This window comes from Rhodococcus sp. WS3 (assembly GCF_003797085.1).
Classification (GTDB): domain Bacteria; phylum Actinomycetota; class Actinomycetes; order Mycobacteriales; family Mycobacteriaceae; genus Rhodococcus_F; species Rhodococcus_F globerula.
In genome coordinates this window covers 432,351-448,672 of the sequence record NZ_RKMA01000002.1, presented here as the reverse complement: position 1 = coordinate 448,672, position 16,322 = coordinate 432,351, and the positions used below count along the sequence as shown (strand labels likewise).

The 16,322-nt window shown below is 63.4% G+C and carries 16 protein-coding genes; 15 read left to right on the top strand and 1 reads right to left on the bottom strand.

Features of this window, described 5'->3' with window-relative positions; genetic code table 11:
• Positions 1-7 precede the first annotated feature (7 nt).
• A complete protein-coding gene (locus EEB13_RS16085; RefSeq protein ID WP_051730342.1) occupies positions 8-652 on the bottom strand; it encodes a TetR/AcrR family transcriptional regulator in 645 nt (214 codons plus the stop codon).
• A gap of 125 nt (positions 653-777) precedes the next feature.
• Between EEB13_RS16085 and EEB13_RS16080 the strand changes: the two genes are divergently transcribed.
• From EEB13_RS16080 to whiA, 15 genes are all read left to right on the top strand, one after another.
• Complete coding sequence (locus EEB13_RS16080) at positions 778-2,217, top strand: MDR family MFS transporter (RefSeq protein ID WP_141485796.1); 1,440 nt, start codon at positions 778-780, stop codon at positions 2,215-2,217.
• 69 nt (positions 2,218-2,286) lie between these two features.
• Positions 2,287-3,252 carry an esterase/lipase family protein gene (locus tag EEB13_RS16075; protein WP_141485794.1) on the top strand — a complete coding sequence of 322 codons (966 nt, stop codon included), beginning with the start codon at positions 2,287-2,289 and terminating at the stop codon, positions 3,250-3,252.
• Positions 3,253-3,456: 204 nt separating this feature from the next.
• Positions 3,457-4,380, top strand: a complete 924-nt coding sequence (fmt, locus tag EEB13_RS16070) for a methionyl-tRNA formyltransferase (protein ID WP_141485793.1) — start codon at positions 3,457-3,459, stop codon at positions 4,378-4,380.
• Positions 4,377-5,819 carry an RsmB/NOP family class I SAM-dependent RNA methyltransferase gene (locus EEB13_RS16065; protein WP_033232140.1) on the top strand — a complete coding sequence of 481 codons (1,443 nt, stop codon included), beginning with the start codon at positions 4,377-4,379 and terminating at the stop codon, positions 5,817-5,819. The genes fmt and EEB13_RS16065 overlap by 4 nt, the downstream gene beginning before the upstream one ends.
• 94 nt (positions 5,820-5,913) lie before the next feature.
• On the top strand, positions 5,914-6,261 hold the full coding sequence (locus tag EEB13_RS16060; RefSeq protein WP_033232253.1) for an MmcQ/YjbR family DNA-binding protein: 348 nt from the start codon (positions 5,914-5,916) through the stop codon (positions 6,259-6,261).
• A gap of 64 nt (positions 6,262-6,325) precedes the next feature.
• Positions 6,326-7,009, top strand: a complete 684-nt coding sequence (rpe, locus tag EEB13_RS16055; protein ID WP_033232252.1) for a ribulose-phosphate 3-epimerase — start codon at positions 6,326-6,328, stop codon at positions 7,007-7,009.
• A gap of 10 nt (positions 7,010-7,019) precedes the next feature.
• Positions 7,020-8,072, top strand: a complete 1,053-nt coding sequence (gene ribD, locus EEB13_RS16050; RefSeq protein ID WP_092808070.1) for a bifunctional diaminohydroxyphosphoribosylaminopyrimidine deaminase/5-amino-6-(5-phosphoribosylamino)uracil reductase RibD — start codon at positions 7,020-7,022, stop codon at positions 8,070-8,072.
• A gap of 6 nt (positions 8,073-8,078) precedes the next feature.
• Positions 8,079-8,687 carry a riboflavin synthase gene (locus tag EEB13_RS16045; RefSeq protein WP_033232138.1) on the top strand — a complete coding sequence of 203 codons (609 nt, stop codon included), beginning with the start codon at positions 8,079-8,081 and terminating at the stop codon, positions 8,685-8,687.
• Positions 8,688-8,838: 151 nt separating this feature from the next.
• Positions 8,839-10,113 (top strand): bifunctional 3,4-dihydroxy-2-butanone-4-phosphate synthase/GTP cyclohydrolase II, encoded by a 1,275-nt coding sequence (locus EEB13_RS16040; protein WP_141485791.1) that lies wholly within the window; start codon positions 8,839-8,841, stop codon positions 10,111-10,113.
• The gene (gene ribH, locus EEB13_RS16035) at positions 10,110-10,607 is read left to right on the top strand and encodes a 6,7-dimethyl-8-ribityllumazine synthase (RefSeq protein ID WP_033232136.1); all 498 of its coding nucleotides are present in this window, start codon (positions 10,110-10,112) and stop codon (positions 10,605-10,607) included. Before EEB13_RS16040 ends, ribH begins: the two co-directional genes overlap by 4 nt.
• Entirely contained in the window at positions 10,604-11,071 is a 468-nt protein-coding gene (locus EEB13_RS16030) for a PH domain-containing protein (RefSeq protein ID WP_033232135.1), read from the top strand. The genes ribH and EEB13_RS16030 overlap by 4 nt, the downstream gene beginning before the upstream one ends.
• Before the next feature lie 75 nt (positions 11,072-11,146).
• On the top strand, positions 11,147-13,309 hold the full coding sequence (gene uvrC / locus EEB13_RS16025; protein WP_141485789.1) for an excinuclease ABC subunit UvrC: 2,163 nt from the start codon (positions 11,147-11,149) through the stop codon (positions 13,307-13,309).
• On the top strand, positions 13,306-14,205 hold the full coding sequence (rapZ, locus tag EEB13_RS16020) for an RNase adapter RapZ (RefSeq protein ID WP_033232134.1): 900 nt from the start codon (positions 13,306-13,308) through the stop codon (positions 14,203-14,205). The genes uvrC and rapZ overlap by 4 nt, the downstream gene beginning before the upstream one ends.
• Complete coding sequence (gene yvcK, locus EEB13_RS16015; protein WP_033232133.1) at positions 14,202-15,257, top strand: uridine diphosphate-N-acetylglucosamine-binding protein YvcK; 1,056 nt, start codon at positions 14,202-14,204, stop codon at positions 15,255-15,257. The genes rapZ and yvcK overlap by 4 nt, the downstream gene beginning before the upstream one ends.
• The gene (whiA, locus tag EEB13_RS16010) at positions 15,254-16,231 is read left to right on the top strand and encodes a DNA-binding protein WhiA (RefSeq protein ID WP_172935629.1); all 978 of its coding nucleotides are present in this window, start codon (positions 15,254-15,256) and stop codon (positions 16,229-16,231) included. Before yvcK ends, whiA begins: the two co-directional genes overlap by 4 nt.
• The last annotated feature ends 91 nt before the right edge of the window (positions 16,232-16,322 follow it).

The window sequence follows — 16,322 nt, the reverse complement described above, 5'->3', positions numbered from 1 at the left end:
CTGTCGATCAGCTCGCTGCGGCGCGTCGCAGATCTTCGCACGTGCTCCGGTAAATCTGTGCCAGATCAGCCTCGGCGCCGTTGTCCAGGCGTTCTGCCCAGGTATCGACCGCGATACGTGTTGTCATCGCGGCACTTTCGACGAGTAGTCGAGCGTAAGGGCGGGCATTCTCGCCGCCGAGTTTGATGGCAACTCGGTCCGTCAGTTGGATCAGTGCCATGGATTCTGTGGCAAATGACGATGCGCACAGATGGGGGTCGGATGCGAGGAGGCGCCGAACTCGCAGTATTCGATCTCGCCTGTCAGGCGAGGCCTCCAGTCTCTCGATGATGTTCCCGTAGATTTCCTGCATCCCTGTCAGAGTCACGTCGTCGGCAGGGATCGCATCGAGCCATTCGACGATCTCCGTCTCGAACTCGACCTCGACGCTGAGGGCCGAGTCTTCCTTGGTGGCGAAGCATCGAAAAAATGTGCTGGGTGAGACTCCGGCGCGGCGCGCGATTTCGTCAACCGTCGTCGCCGACGAGCCGTGGAGTTCGAAAAGTTCCAGAGCGGCCCGGGATATCTCGAGGCGAGTTTCCTGGCGGCGGCGTTCCCGCAGGTCGGGAGCGCGTTTTGCCGCGGGGACCTTGACGCTGTCGTGTGTGGTCATCCGCAGTCCTCCATGCGGCTCAACTTACCAGCCGAAATCAACTTGACAGTGACTCTCAAGATGATTGATATTGTCAGTTAAATAAGTTGATTTGTCTTCTAAGACCAGAGAGTTCTCAGTAGCGCATGCATATTCAAGAGACGGAAGCCCAACCGGAATCGGTTGACCTCGACCGCGGTAGCAAATTGTTGATCACCGTGCTGGTCGTCGCAGCGTTCGTGATGATCCTCAACGAGACGATCATGAGCGTGGCACTGCCACGTTTGATGGTGGACCTGGACATCACCGCCAGCACAGCACAGTGGCTGACCACTGGATTCATGCTGACCATGGCCGTCGTGATTCCGACGACGGGCTACCTGTTCCAGCGATTCACTCTCCGGCAAGTATTCGCAGCAGCGATGACGCTCTTCAGCGTCGGCACGCTCCTCGCGGCGTCCGCACCCGGATTCGAACTTCTTCTGGCGGGTCGAGTGATCCAAGCCGGTGGTACCGCCATCATGCTTCCACTCCTCATGACCACGGTCCTGCGTGTTGTTCCCGCCCATAAGCGCGGCGCCATGATGGGCGTCATCTCCATCGTGATCGCCGTCGCTCCGGCGATCGGTCCGACACTCTCCGGTGTGATCCTGCGATCGCTGGACTGGCGCTGGATGTTCTGGCTTGTGTTGCCGATCGCCCTGGTTGCGTTTGCCATCGGTTCCGCTTTGGTCAAGAACCTCACTACTACCGGCGCAGCACCGTTCGACGGGTTGTCGGTTGTATTGTCCGCGTTGGCATTCGGTGGCATCGTCTACGGACTCGGTAGTCTCGGGCATTCCGCCGAGGGATCCGGCGTGCCGGTGTGGGTACCGCTGGTTATCGGTGTCGTGGCGCTGGTCGTGTTTGTTCTGCGTCAGTTGTCGCGGCAAGAGGACGGGCGCGCCCTCCTGGACATGCGGCCATTCCTCACGCCGACGTTCAGCATCGGATTGGCCATGTTGGCGATCAGCATGATGGCCCTGTTCGGTGCGCTGATTCTGCTGCCGTTGTACCTGCAGAATGTGCTCGGCCTCGACACGTTGAAGACCGGTTTGTTGCTTCTCCCCGGTGGTTTGCTCATGGGCATCCTGGCACCGTTCGTCGGTCGGGTCTTCGACCGCGTCGGTCCGCGCCCGCTGGTCATCCCCGGTGTTGTCGTGGTCAGCGCCGCGTTGTGGCTGATGACGCTCCTCGACACGGAGACCGGCTTGCCGATGGTTGTCGGCATCCATTCGATGCTGATGGTGGGTCTGGCATTGGTGATGACTCCGCTGATGACGTCGTCGCTCGGATCGGTCCCGTCGGAGTTGTATTCCCACGGCAGTGCAATTTTCAATACCGGTCAGCAGTTGGCCGGTGCGGCGGGAACCGCGTTGTTCGTCACAATTATGTCGAACACAGCCGCCTCACAACTCGCCGATGGTGCGACCGATGTCGCTGCGCAGCAATCGGGTATCCACACAGCATTCATGTGGGGTGGCGTCATATCCCTGATCGCGGTGGCAGGCTCGTTCTTCATCCGGAAGCCGGCAGTGACCAGCTAGGGATGTGTGTTCGTCTGCACTTATGATTGGCCTTGGTGTGGATCGGGATCGGGGCGGGAGTGCTGAACTATGTCGGGTAGAACAAGAATTGCAGGATTGGTGTTGGCTAGCGCCTGTCTGGTAGCGCTACCAAGTGTTGCCGGCGCGCAGTCCGGGGCGAGCGTTCCCACACACGTCGGACCGGCACAGATAAGCCGTCACGCGGCAACCGCATATGCAGAGACTCACCCCGATTCGGCGCCGGCCGGGTCCAATGATTTCGATTGCAGGCCCACGGCCGCGCATCCGCGTCCGGTGTTGCTCGCACATGGAACGGACACTCAGGCGTACACCGACTGGGCGGCTGTGGCGCCGGCCCTCGCTGCCGATGGCTATTGCGTTTTTGTTCTCAACTACGGCGGGGATCCTGAGGAAGATACCTTCGGCGTCGGCGACATCGTCTCGAGCGCAAGCGAATTCAGTGCCTTTGTCGATCAGGTGAGATCGAGGACGGGCGCTGATCGCGTCGACGTCATCGGGTACTCGCAGGGCGCCACGGTAACTCGGTACTACACCAACAAACTTGGTGGTTCGCAGTTTGTCGACCACTGGATCGGGCTGGCCTCGCCGACGTACGGCGGTGTGATGTTCGGGCTCGTGCCACTCGTACGGGCAATACCCGGCGGCGAAGAATTTGTCGAGGACACTTTCTCGGTTGCCGTGCGCGAGCAGATGGAGGGATCGGATCTGCTGCGCAGTCTCAACAACGGCGGCGACACCGTGCCAGGGGTGCGATACACCACCATCGGCTCGCAGGTCGACGAAGTGATCCAACCGTCAGGCAACATCGCGTTGCGGGACTCAGGCGCCGAGAACATCGTCCTGCAGGACCTGTGCCCGCAGAACCTGACCGGGCACTTCCGGATGCCGTACGACCCTTACGTGATCGACATCATCCGCACTTCCCTCGATCCCGATGCCGCGCGGCACGCGTCATGCGTGGCAGTCCCGCTCGGCACCGATATTCCGCAAGTGGTGATCGACGCAAATTCCTGACTTCTGCACTCGATTACGACCCCAGAAGTTGCCGACAGTCACGACCGATATGCCGCGCGGTACAAGCTGGGCTCAGCACTCCCTAGACTGAGGGTTCCATTCGTACAAAATCCGGGAGCGCTTTCGTGACTTGCAGTCCACCACGTTCGAGCGGCCAGCGAGCTGATCACAGTCTCTGCAGCCCTGAGAATAGGGAGGGCTGACATGCGCGTTGTATTCGCCGGAACGCCGGAACCTGCCGTCCCGTCCTTGCGTCGACTCATCGAGTCGGCCAATCACGAGGTCGTTGCCGTGGTGACGCGTCCTGACGCCGTCGCCGGTCGCGGACGGAAAGTCACCCGGTCACCCATCGGCATGCTCGCGGACGAACACGGCATTCCGGTGTTGACTCCCGCCAAGGCGTCAGATCCCGAATTTGCGGCCGAGCTGAAAAGCTACGAGCCGGACTGTGCGCCTGTTGTCGCTTACGGAAATCTGTTGCCGCAGAACGTACTCGACATCCCGAAGTTCGGTTGGGTGAATCTGCACTTCTCGCTGCTTCCCGCGTGGCGTGGTGCTGCGCCGGTGCAGGCAGCGATCAGCGCCGGTGACGAGGTCACCGGTGCCAGCGCCTTCCGCCTCGAAGCGGGCATGGACACCGGACCGGTGTACGGCGTGATGACCGAACGCATCCGCGACACGGACACTGCCGGCGATCTCCTAGGGCGACTGGCCGAAGGTGGCGCCGGCCTGCTCGAATCAGTGCTCGACGGAATCGAAGCCGGTGCAATCACGGCGGATCCTCAATCCGACGACGGCGTCTCGTACGCGCCGAAGGTGACCGTCGACGCGGCCCGGGTGCGCTGGGATCGTCCCGCTGCGGCCGTTGACCGCCACATTCGGGCGGTCACGCCTGCGCCGGGCGCGTGGACGATGATCGGTGACCTGCGGGTCAAGCTCGGACCGGTCACCGTGACTGACGACGTACTGGCAGTCGGCGAGATCGCAGTACGCAAGGACGGTCTTTACATCGGTACCGCTACGACGGCGGTGCGACTCGGGCAGATACAGCCCCCGGGCAAGAAATTGATGTCGGCAGGGGACTGGGCACGCGGTGCCCGACTCGACGCGGAGGTACGAGCAGCATGACCGAATCACGACGACCAGCCCGCCAGGCACAAGGCCCCGGCGACAAGCGGAACGGGTCGCGAAACAACAAGCCGAAGCAGGCCAAGCGGCCAGATCCGACGGCTGGACTCGATCAGCCGCGTCTCGCAGCTCTCGACGTGCTGCGCGCGGTCCGCGAGCGCGACGCGTACGCAAACTTGGTTCTGCCCGGATTGCTCCGCGATCGCAAACTCGACTCCCGCGATGCTGCCTTGGCAACAGAACTGGCGTACGGCGCTGCCCGCGCGCAGGGGTTGCTCGATGCTGTGATCGTGCACGCGTCGGGTCGTCCGATCGAGGAAATCGACGGCAACCTTCTCGACGTGCTGCGGTTGGGTTCTTACCAACTGCTGCGCACGCGCGTCGCGCCGCACGCTGCCGTCGCGACGTCCGTCGACCTCGCACGCGCTGAATCCGGCCAGGGGCGAGCAGGATTCGTCAACGCGGTACTGCGCCGGGTGTCCGAACGCACTCAGGACGAGTGGGTGGAACTGCTGGCGCCGAAGGACCCGATCGGGCACCTCGCGTTCGAGCACGCGCACCCTGTGTGGATCGCACAGGTCTTCGCCGATTCGCTCGGCGCTGCGGCCGGTGAACTCGAAGACGTCCTGATTGCCGACGACGCCCGCCCCGCCGTGCACCTCGTTGCGCGGCCCGGCGAAATCTCGGCCGAAGAGCTGGCGCTGGTCACCGGCGGCGAGATCGGCCCGTACTCGCCGTACGCCGTGCATCTCGACGGCGGCGATCCTGGCCAGCTCGATGCGGTGCGTCAGGGCTTGGCCGGCGTGCAGGACGAAGGCAGCCAGCTGGTTGCCCGCGCCCTGACTCTCGCACCGCTCGACGGTGACGACGGTGGCCGCTGGCTCGATCTCTGCGCTGGTCCCGGCGGCAAAGCAGCGCTTCTCGGAGCGCTGGCAGGAATCGACGGTGGGCGCCTCGACGCTGTCGAACCCGTCGCCCACCGCGCGGAACTGATCCGCAAGACCACCCGTGAGCTACCCGTCGACGTACACGTGGCGGACGGCCGCGAGTCCGGCCTCGAACCCGGCTACGACCGCATCCTCGTCGACGCGCCGTGCACCGGACTGGGCGCGTTGCGTCGGCGTCCGGAAGCGCGGTGGCGTCGCCAACCGTCGGATGTCGCACCGCTGGTGAAGTTGCAGCGTGAATTGCTCGCCGCGGCAATCGAATTGGTGCGTCCCGGTGGTGTGGTGCTGTACTCCACGTGCTCGCCGCACTTGTCGGAAACGCTGGCTGTTGTTGCCGATGCGGTCCGCCGTCATGGCGTCGTCGAACTCGACACCAAGGAGCTGGTGCCCGGTGTGCCGGACGTCGGCGACGGCAATTCGGTTCAATTGTGGCCGCACCGCCATGGCACGGATGCAATGTTCATGGCGGCATTGCGTAAACCACTGGCGTAGGTAGCTGTGCGCCGTTTTGGTAGCGGGACCTACCAAAACGGCGCACAGGGGTGGGGAGGTGACTTCCGGCCCCCGGAGTCGTATGGTTCCCTCCATGGTTACGTGGGAACAGGTTGTCGTACTCGCTTCGGCGCTTCCGTCAGTGGAGGAATCGACGTCGTACAACACCCCGGCACTCAAGGTGGCAGGCAAGACATTTGCGCGCTTGCGAACCGAAGCCGAGGGTGCATTGGTCGTGATGTGTGGTCTGGACGAGAAAGAGGCGCTGCTCGCCAGTGGGGAAGCGCCGTTCTTCACGACGGATCACTACCACGGGCACGGTTCGATCCTGGTGCACCTCGAACTGATCGAGGAGGATCAGTTGGCGGAAATGCTCGAGGACGCATGGCGGATCAAGGCTCCGTCGAAGGTGCGCAAGCTTCGCGCCGCAGTCAAGCACTGACAGATTTTCGACCGCACCGACGGGCGTGCACAGGGGCGCAGACGCCACGGCTAAACTCGGGCACGTGGCTTCCCCGATGATTGCACCGTCCATTCTGTCCGCCGATTTTGCACGCCTCGCCGACGAAGCGGCCGCCGTTGCCGGTTCTGATTGGCTTCACGTCGACGTGATGGACGCGCATTTCGTTCCGAATCTGACACTGGGTCTTCCGGTGGTCGAAAGCCTGCTCAAGGCAACGGATATTCCGCTCGACTGCCATCTGATGATCGACAACCCCGAGCGCTGGGCGCCGCCGTATGCCGAGGCCGGTGCATACAACGTCACGTTCCATGCCGAAGCCACCGATGATCCGCGTTCGGTTGCCCGCGACATTCGCGCTGCCGGTTCCAAAGCAGGTCTGAGCATCAAGCCAGGAACCGACATCGAGCCTTACCTCGAAATCCTCAAAGATTTCGACACGTTGCTGATCATGAGCGTCGAGCCAGGCTTCGGTGGGCAGTCCTTCATGCCGCAGGTCCTCGAGAAGGCCCGCACGATTCGTAAGCTCGTCGACTCGGGCGAGCTGAAACTGCTTGTCGAGATCGACGGCGGCATCAACGCGGACACTATCGAACAGGCCGCAGAAGCGGGCATCGATTGCTTTGTCGCCGGTAGCGCCGTGTACGGCGCGAGTGACCCCGGAGAAGCTGTGCGCAAGCTTCGTGCGCAGGCCGCATCCGCGTCGCCGCACCTGACGCTGTCGGTCTGAGAACACCGACATGGCAAAGGCTGTTCCGGTGTCGAGTTCTGATCTCGACGCCGCAATGCAGATCGCGTTGACTGCTGCTGATTCCGCACGCGGGTTCACCAGCCCCAACCCGCCCGTGGGTGCCGTCATTCTGGGCGCCGACGGAACCATTGCGGGCGTGGGCATGACTCAGCCCCCAGGTGGTCCGCATGCGGAGATCGTGGCTCTTACCGAAGCCGGCCGGGCAGCGCGCGGCGGCACGGCGGTGGTCACGCTCGAACCTTGCAACCATCAGGGGCGGACCGGGCCGTGTTCACAGGCGTTGATCGACGCCGGTGTGGCGGCCGTGGTTTATGCCGTCGGCGACCCCAATCCTGAAGCGTCCGGTGGTGCGGCGACGCTGATGCGCGCCGGAATCTCGGTCACGTCCGGACTACGAGCGGCCGAGGTCGAAGCGGGTCCGCTGCGCGCCTGGCTGCACAAACAGCGCACCGGCCGTCCGCACATCACGTGGAAGTACGCGGCGAGCCTCGACGGCCGCAGCGCTGCCGAAGACGGCACGAGTCAATGGATCACCGGTCCGGCTGCTCGAGCACGCGTACATGCCCAGCGGGCGCAGGTCGACGCAATCGTGGTGGGTACCGGCACGGTCTTTGCGGACGATCCCTGGTTGACCGCGCGTCAGCCGACGGGGGACCTCGCGGCCCATCAGCCGGTGCGCGTGGTAGTCGGCAAGCGTGAAATACCCTCGACTGCAAGGATTCTCGACGACGCGGCTCCGACGCTCGTCCTGAACACCGAGAGCATCGACGAGGTTGTCGAGGCGCTCACCGAATACACGGACGTGCTGCTCGAAGGCGGACCACGCCTGGCGGGCGCATTCCTGGCCGCAGGGTATGTCGACGTCATCGAGGCGTACATCGCTCCGATCCTGCTCGGCGGGGGAGCGTCGGCGCTGGTCGACGCGGGAGTACACACCATCGCCGATGCTCGCCGGTTCCACTTGGAGTCCGCGGTAACGATCGGCCCCGATATTTTGTTGAGTCTGGTTCCGGAGAATTCCGCTCCGGGGAACGAGGAGTAGGAACGCGTGTTCACTGGAATTGTTGAAGAACTCGGCGAAGTTGTCGCCAAGGAAGAACTGGTCGACGCCGCGCGCTTCACGGTGCGCGGACCGTTGGTCACCTCCGACGCCGGTCACGGTGATTCCATCGCGGTGAACGGCGTCTGCCTCACGGTTGTCGACGTACTCGACGACGGTTCCTTCACTGCAGACGTCATGCAGGAGACGCTGAACCGTTCGAGCCTCGCGAGCTTGGCTGTCGGCAGCCGCGTCAATCTCGAGCGCGCAGCAGCACTCAACAGCCGTCTGGGCGGACATCTCGTGCAGGGCCACGTCGACGGTACCGGTCACGTCATTTCGCGTTCGCCGTCCGAGAACTGGGAGATCGTGCGGATCTCGCTGCCCGAGTCCATCTCGCGGTACGTCGTGGAGAAGGGTTCGATCACCGTGGACGGTGTGTCCCTGACGGTGTCGGCGCTGGGAGGTGAGCGTGGGTTCGAGTACTTCGAGATCTCGCTCATTCCGACGACGTTGGAGTTGACGACACTCGGAACCGCGACGATCGGCACACCGGTCAATCTCGAGGTCGACGTGATCGCGAAATACGTCGAACGGTTGCACGCTGCCGGTAGGTAGGACCGCCTCGATCGGGTCTTGACGGACGGTCGTAGGGTTGGTAACAGGGTTGGTCAGTAGGGTTGGCCAGTAGGGTTGTCGGTACATCCACATCGGATGTACTCGTTGTTTTCGATGATGACTAGTAGTCAAGACTTTGGAGTGCGAGCACGTGACCAGGTTCGACAGTATCGAGCGCGCAGTAGCAGACATCGCTGCAGGTAAAGCTGTTGTCGTTGTGGACGACGAGGATCGTGAGAACGAGGGCGACCTGATCTTCGCCGCAGAGAAAGCCACTCCTGAACTGGTGGCGTTCATGGTTCGGTACACGTCCGGTTATCTCTGTGTTCCGCTCGACGGAAACGACTGCGACCGTCTGGGCCTGCCCCCGATGTACGCCACCAATCAGGACAAGCACGGCACTGCATACACGGTGACCGTCGACGCCCGTGAGGGAATCGGCACCGGTATCTCGGCGTCGGATCGCGCTGCGACCATGCGTCTGCTCGCCGACCCCAACTCCGGTGCCAACGATTTCACCCGTCCCGGCCACGTCGTCCCCTTGCGGGCGAAGGAAGGCGGAGTTCTCCGTCGTCCCGGACATACCGAAGCCGCAGTCGATTTGGCTCGTATGGCTGATCTTCGTCCCGCCGGTGTCATCTGCGAAATCGTCAGTCAGAAGGACGAAGGCGCAATGGCTCAGACGGACGAGCTGCGCGTGTTCGCCGACGAGCACAACCTGGCGTTGATCTCGATTGCCGATCTCATCGCGTGGCGTCGTAAGCACGAAAAGCACGTCGTCCGCGTTGCGGAGGCCCGCATCCCGACGCGTCACGGTGAGTTCACCGCAGTCGGCTACACCAGCATCTACGACGAGGTCGAACACGTTGCGCTGGTGCGCGGCGACATCGCCGGCCCGGACGGTGACGGCAGCGATGTTCTCGTGCGCGTGCACTCCGAGTGCCTGACCGGTGACGTGTTCGGCTCACTGCGCTGCGATTGTGGTCCGCAGCTCGATGCCGCACTGGACATGGTGGCGCAGGAAGGCCGCGGCGTCGTTCTGTACATGCGCGGACACGAGGGTCGCGGAATCGGCCTGATGCACAAGCTGCAGGCGTACCAGTTGCAGGACGCCGGCTCAGACACGGTCGACGCCAATCTCGAACTCGGGCTCCCCGCTGACGCCCGTGATTACGGCATCGGCGCGCAGATCCTCGTAGATCTGGGCATCTCGTCGATGCGTCTGCTGACCAACAACCCGGCCAAGCGTGTCGGCCTGGACGGTTACGGACTGCAGATAACCGACCGGGTTCCGATGCCGCTGCGTGCCAACGCCGAGAACCTCACGTACCTGCGCACCAAGCGCGACCGGATGGGCCACGATTTGATCGGACTCGACGAGTACGAAGCCGCTCAGGAAGCCGTCAAGCAGGACGGTGCGGTATGAGCGGTGAGGGACAGCCGCAGCTGGCTATCGCCGAAGCGAAGGACTTGAAACTGGCGATCGTTGCGGGGCAGTGGCACGCCACGATCTCCGAAGCGCTGATCGCGGGTGCTCAGCGGGTGGCCGCAGAGGCGCAGATCAAAGATGTGACGTTGATCCGCGTCGCCGGCGCCATCGAACTGCCCGTCGTTGCACAGGCGTTGGCCAAGACGCACGATGCCGTTGTTGCGCTCGGTGTGGTCATTCGCGGTGGTACACCGCATTTCGAGTACGTCTGTGACGCGGTGACAGCTGGTCTGACGCGGGTCTCTCTCGACGAGAGCACACCGGTCGGCAACGGCGTCCTGACCACCGATACCGAACAGCAGGCCCTGGATCGTTCCGGTTTGCCCGGTAGTGTCGAGGACAAGGGTGCGCAGGCCTGTGCCGCAGCATTGGACACGGCGGTCACCTTGCGCCACCTACGACAGCCATGGACTGAGGATTCGTTTCGATGAGCACACCTGACGACAACTGGGAACTGATCGCGAAACCGCGCAAGTCGACGCGATACGCGATCGGGGTTGCGGCTCTCCTGGTCATCGTCCACGTCACTCTGGCAGTCTCGCTGCGAAGCGGATCGACAGGTGTGTACTTCCGCGCGGCCGATCAGCTTGCCATGGCCACGATCGGCTGTGTTCTCGCCGGTGGTGTTCTGCTGCTCACCCGCCCTCGGGTGCGAGCGGGTCAACGGGGTATCGCGGTTCGCAACATTCTCGGCGAGAAGATCGTCGAGTGGGATCTGTTCGAAGGCCTGTCGTTCCCTGACGGTGCCGCGTGGGCCAGGATCGAACTGCCGGACGACGAGTACATGCCGGTCATGGCGATCCAGTCCAACGACCGCGAATACGCGGTGGACGCCGTCGTGAAGCTGCGCGAAATCGCTGACCGCTACGCCCCGGCAGCACACGAAAGCAACTGACGTTCGCCAGGCCGATTCGTCGGACACCACCTGCGTGTTTCCGAATCGGTCGGTGGCGACGACTAACGTGGAACTGTGCCGGATCCTTCGACTTATCGCCCCGCCACCGGAACAATCCCGGTGGCGCCTGGCGTCTACAAATTTCGTGATCCGCATGGTCGGGTCATCTACGTCGGCAAGGCCAAGAGCCTTCGTTCGCGTCTGAACTCGTACTTCGCGGACGTCACGACGCTTCATCCCCGCACCAGGCAGATGGTGACCACGGCCGGCAGCGTCGAGTGGACGGTCGTCAGCACCGAAGTCGAAGCGCTACAACTCGAATACAACTGGATCAAGGAGTTCGATCCACGGTTCAATGTTCGCTATCGCGACGACAAGACGTATCCCGTTCTTGCGGTCACGCTGAACGAAGAGTTTCCGCGGCTGTTCGTCTACCGCGGTCCACGGCGCAAGGGTGTCAGGTACTTCGGTCCGTACTCGCACGCGTGGGCCATCCGAGAAACACTCGACCTATTACTTCGGGTGTTCCCTGCCCGCACGTGTTCCGCCGGAGTGTTCAAGCGCCACAACCAGATCGGCAGACCGTGTCTGCTCGGGTACATCGACAAGTGCTCTGCGCCGTGTGTGGGCCGTGTCAGCCCCGAGGAACACCGGCAGATCGTCGAGGACTTCTGCGACTTCCTCGCCGGGCGGACAGACAAGTTGGTGCGTGACCTCGAGAAGAAAATGCAGCAGGCGTCCGATGACCTCGATTTCGAGACCGCGGCGCGACTGCGCGACGATATCGGAGCCCTCCGCAAGGCGCTCGAAAAACAGGCCGTCGTGCTCGGCGACGGCACCGATGCCGACCTCGTCGCGTTTGCGACTGATGACCTCGAGGCCGCGGTCCAGGTATTCCACGTGCGCGGCGGTCGGGTGCGGGGTCAACGCGGCTGGGTAGTGGAGAAGGCCGGTGACGCCATCGACTGGGCAGCTCTCGACGCAGACTCCGACCTCCCGATTCTGGTCGAGCAGTTCCTGACCCAGTTCTACGGCGAGCAGGCATCCCTCGAACCGGGGAGCGACTCGGAATCGGGTTCGAGCGCCGTTCCTCGCGAGGTGCTGGTTCCGGTACTTCCTCCCAACGCCGCTGAGATCCAGGTGTGGCTCAGCACCCTTCGTGGTTCTCAGGTTCAGCTGCGAGTTCCGCAGCGCGGCGACAAGAAGGATCTCGCCGAAACCGTGCAGCGCAACGCGAAAGAAGCTCTGGCGCAACACAAACTCAAGCGAGCGGGAGATTTCACGTCACGATCGGCCGCGCTTCAAGGTATCCAGGAAGCCCTCGATCTGGACTCGGCGCCGTTGCGAATCGAGTGTGTCGACATCAGTCACGTTCAGGGCACCGACGTGGTTGCCTCGCTCGTGGTGTTCGAGGACGGCTTGCCCCGCAAATCCGATTACCGCCATTACGCGATCAAGGAAGCGGCCGGCGACGGGCACTCGGACGACGTCGCGAGCATCGCCGAGATCACGCGTCGACGGTTCCTCCGGCACAACCGTGACCTCGGAATCCTGGCCAATTCGGCCGCAAGTATGGACGCGGACGGCGGCGACCTGGCGCCGGAAGCGGCGATCGATCCTCAGACCGGTCGGCCACGACGCTTTGCCTATCCGCCCAATCTGTTTGTGGTTGACGGTGGTGCGCCGCAGGTCAATGCCGCCGCCGCCGTGCTCGACGAGCTCGGCGTCACCGACGTAGCCGTCGTCGGACTCGCGAAACGACTCGAAGAAGTGTGGGTGCCCAACGAGGAAGATCCGGTGATCCTGCCTCGGACCAGTGAATCGCTGTACTTGCTGCAACGAATCCGCGACGAAGCGCACCGCTTTGCCATCACGTTCCACCGCAGCAAGCGCTCGCGGCGAATGACGGCGTCGGTGCTCGATTCGGTCAAGGGACTGGGGGAGACCCGGCGAACCGCGCTCGTGTCCCATTTTGGTTCCGTGGCAAATCTCAAGACCGCGACCGTCGAGGAAATCATGGAGGTCCCCGGCATCGGTGCCGCTACGGCGCGGGCCGTTCTCGACGCTTTGGGCGGCGAACCTGCGCAGACCGTCAACCGAGCGGAAGCGCTGCCGGGCGGGGTAGGGGATGATAAACAGGACGTGGAGTTCGAAATGTCGGATCAGCTGGTTCGGCAGTTACCGGACTCCGTGTCGAGCGAACCATCCATATCGACGACGGGGCAGAGTGCCGAGTGACCACAGACAGCGCAAACGACAGCCGAACCATGGACTTTCTCTTGGTCACGGGATTGTCCGGCGCCGGACTCAGTACTGCAGCCAAGGTTCTCGAAGACCTCGGCTGGTATGTAGCGGACAACCTACCGCCCGAATTGATCTCGCGAATGGTCGGATTGAGCCTGACGTCTGATCCACCGGTTGACCGACTTGCCGTGGTGATCGACGTGCGGTCTCGACTGTTCACCGGCGATCTCGGCTCGGTCCTCACGGAATTGGAGGCCGCGCCGATTCACACGCGTGTCCTCTATCTGGAGGCGTCCGACGACGTTCTGATCAGGCGGTTCGAGCAGGTTCGCCGTAGCCACCCGCTGCAGAACGAGGGCGTCGACGGCACACTCGCAGAAGGTATCGCCGCGGAGCGTCGGCAGTTGGCCGTGGTCAAGGCTGCCGCCGACTTGGTGATCGACACGTCTGCGCTCAAGGCACATCAATTGCGGCAGAAGATCGAAACGGCTTTCGGGGTCGAGGCGAACCGAACCATGAAGGTCACCGTGCAGTCGTTCGGGTTCAAATACGGTTTGCCCATCGACGCGGATCTCGTGTGCGACGTGCGTTTCCTGCCCAATCCGCATTGGATTCCCGAACTCCGCGATCACACCGGCCAGGAGGCCGGCGTTCGCGATTACGTCCTGTCTCAGGACGGCGCCGAAGACTACCTCGACACCTATCTGCATCTGCTCGACCTGACGATCGCCGGATATCGTCGAGAAGGAAAGCGCTACATGACAATTGCTGTGGGTTGCACCGGTGGGAAACATCGAAGTGTGGCCATGTCCGAGGCTCTTGCACGCAAGTTGGGCAGTGAGGCCGACATCGCGGTCAGCATCGTGCACCGAGATCTGGGCCGCGAATGAGCGGTTCGACGGGGCAGGATCTTCGGGGGCCCGCGGTCGTCGCTCTCGGTGGTGGTCACGGACTGTTTGCGACGCTGCAAGCTGTTCGCCGACTCACCTTCGACGTGACTGCCGTGGTCACTGTCGCAGACGACGGCGGCTCGTCCGGTCGCTTGCGCGCCGAACTCGGTGTGATCCCGCCTGGTGACCTTCGGATGGCGCTGGCGGCGTTGGCTGCCGACGAACCCGATGTCAGGGACTGGACGCGCACCATCCAGCACCGTTTCGGTGGTGTCGGCGCGTTGGCCGGGCATTCGGTGGGCAACCTGATTCTGGCCGGCCTCACCGAGGTGCTCGGCGACCCGGTTCAGGCGCTCGACGAGATGGCGCGACTGTTGCGGGTGCGCGGGCGGGTGCTGCCCATGTCGCCGATCGCGCTCGACATCGAAGCCGACGTTCAGGGTTTGGAAGAAGACCCTCGCGTCAGCCGGTGTATCCGCGGTCAGGTTGCAGTGGCGACCACGCCGGGAAAGGTGCGGCGCGTGCGTCTGTTGCCGGCAAATCCGCCCGCGAGTCCCGACGCGGTGGCTGCCATCGGACGAGCTGACCTCGTGGTGCTCGGACCTGGCTCGTGGTTTTCCAGTGTCATCCCACACGTGCTCGTCCCGGAATTGGTCGAGGCTCTCTCGTCCACCGAAGCCCGAAAGGTGCTCGTTCTCAATCTTGCTCCGGAACCTGGGGAGACGGCCGGATTCTCGGCAGAGCGTCACCTGCACGTACTCTCCCAGCATGTGCCCGATTTCCGGGTTGACTACGTCGTCGTCGATTCTGCGTCGGTTCCGCCGGGACGGGAACGTGAACATCTGGCGCGGGCAGCGCAACAGTTTCACGCCGAAGTCCGATATGCGGACGTCGCCGATACCGCGGCGGGTTCGGCGCATATCCACGATCCGGTGAAACTCGCCGAGGCCCTCGCCCAACTGACCGGGCGGACAGGCACTCTCGAACCGGCCAATGGGGCCGGCACCGATCATTCAACAGCAGAACAGAGGGAGAACACTTCGTGGCAATGACAGCGGAGGTCAAGGACGAACTGAGCCGGTTAGTGGTGACTCAGGTCAGCTGCCGAAAGGCTGAGGTCTCCGCACTGCTCCGATTTGCCGGCGGACTCCACATCGTCGGTGGCCGGGTTGTCGTCGAGGCCGAGGTGGATCTGGGATCCACCGCGCGTCGGCTACGCCGCGAGATCTTCGATCTCTTCACCTACAGCGCCGACGTTCACGTGTTGAGCGCGGGTGGGCTGCGAAAATCAGCCCGCTACATCGTGCGCGTTGCCAAGGAAGGCGAAGCCCTCGCACGCCAGACCGGGCTTCTCGATCTACGTGGCCGGCCGGTCCGCGGCCTGCCGGCTCAGGTTGTCGGCGGAAGCGTCGGTGACGCCGAAGCAGCTTGGCGCGGAGCTTTTCTCGCGCACGGTTCCCTGACCGAACCAGGCCGGTCCTCTGCGCTCGAAGTGAGCTGCCCCGGGCCCGAAGCGGCACTCGCGCTGGTCGGTGCTGCTCGTCGTCTCGGGATCTCGGCGAAGGCCCGCGAAGTGCGTGGCACGGATCGCGTCGTGATCCGCGACGGTGAGGCGATCGGTGACCTTCTGACCCGGATGGGCGCTCAGGACACTCGGCTCGTCTGGGAAGAGCGTCGGATGCGCCGCGAAGTGCGGGCAACGGCCAACCGGCTCGCGAACTTCGACGACGCCAATCTGCGACGCTCGGCTCGGGCTGCGGTGGCGGCCGCCGCGCGCGTCGAGCGGGCCCTGGAAATCCTCGGTGAGGATGTTCCGGATCATTTGGCTGCCGCAGGTGCCCTGCGCGTCGAACACCGCCAGGCGTCGCTCGAGGAGTTGGGACAGCTCGCTGACCCGCCGATGACGAAGGACGCTGTCGCGGGGCGTATCCGGCGTCTGCTGTCGATGGCCGATCGCAAGGCGAAGGAAACCGGCATTCCGGACACTGAATCCGCAGTCAACTCGGAGCTACTCGAAGAGGGATGATGGTCCCTCGCCGGCGGGGTCTTCAGGGTGGGCTGCGCACTCTGGAGCCAAGCACATTAGGGTAAGGGTCACATCGACCGATGAACCCCAC

Bases quoted from the DNA above. Each gene is read 5' to 3' on its own strand.
- EEB13_RS16085 (WP_051730342.1), bottom strand. From the start codon at position 652: ATGACCACACACGACAGCGTCAAGGTCCCCGCGGCAAAACGCGCTCCC.
- EEB13_RS16080 (WP_141485796.1), top strand. From the start codon at position 778: ATGCATATTCAAGAGACGGAAGCCCAACCGGAATCGGTTGACCTCGAC.
- EEB13_RS16075 (WP_141485794.1), top strand. From the start codon at position 2,287: ATGTCGGGTAGAACAAGAATTGCAGGATTGGTGTTGGCTAGCGCCTGT.
- fmt (WP_141485793.1), top strand. From the start codon at position 3,457: ATGCGCGTTGTATTCGCCGGAACGCCGGAACCTGCCGTCCCGTCCTTG.
- EEB13_RS16065 (WP_033232140.1), top strand. From the start codon at position 4,377: ATGACCGAATCACGACGACCAGCCCGCCAGGCACAAGGCCCCGGCGAC.
- EEB13_RS16060 (WP_033232253.1), top strand. From the start codon at position 5,914: ATGGTTACGTGGGAACAGGTTGTCGTACTCGCTTCGGCGCTTCCGTCA.
- ribD (WP_092808070.1), top strand. From the start codon at position 7,020: ATGGCAAAGGCTGTTCCGGTGTCGAGTTCTGATCTCGACGCCGCAATG.
- ribH (WP_033232136.1), top strand. From the start codon at position 10,110: ATGAGCGGTGAGGGACAGCCGCAGCTGGCTATCGCCGAAGCGAAGGAC.
- EEB13_RS16030 (WP_033232135.1), top strand. From the start codon at position 10,604: ATGAGCACACCTGACGACAACTGGGAACTGATCGCGAAACCGCGCAAG.
- yvcK (WP_033232133.1), top strand. From the start codon at position 14,202: ATGAGCGGTTCGACGGGGCAGGATCTTCGGGGGCCCGCGGTCGTCGCT.
- whiA (WP_172935629.1), top strand. From the start codon at position 15,254: ATGACAGCGGAGGTCAAGGACGAACTGAGCCGGTTAGTGGTGACTCAG.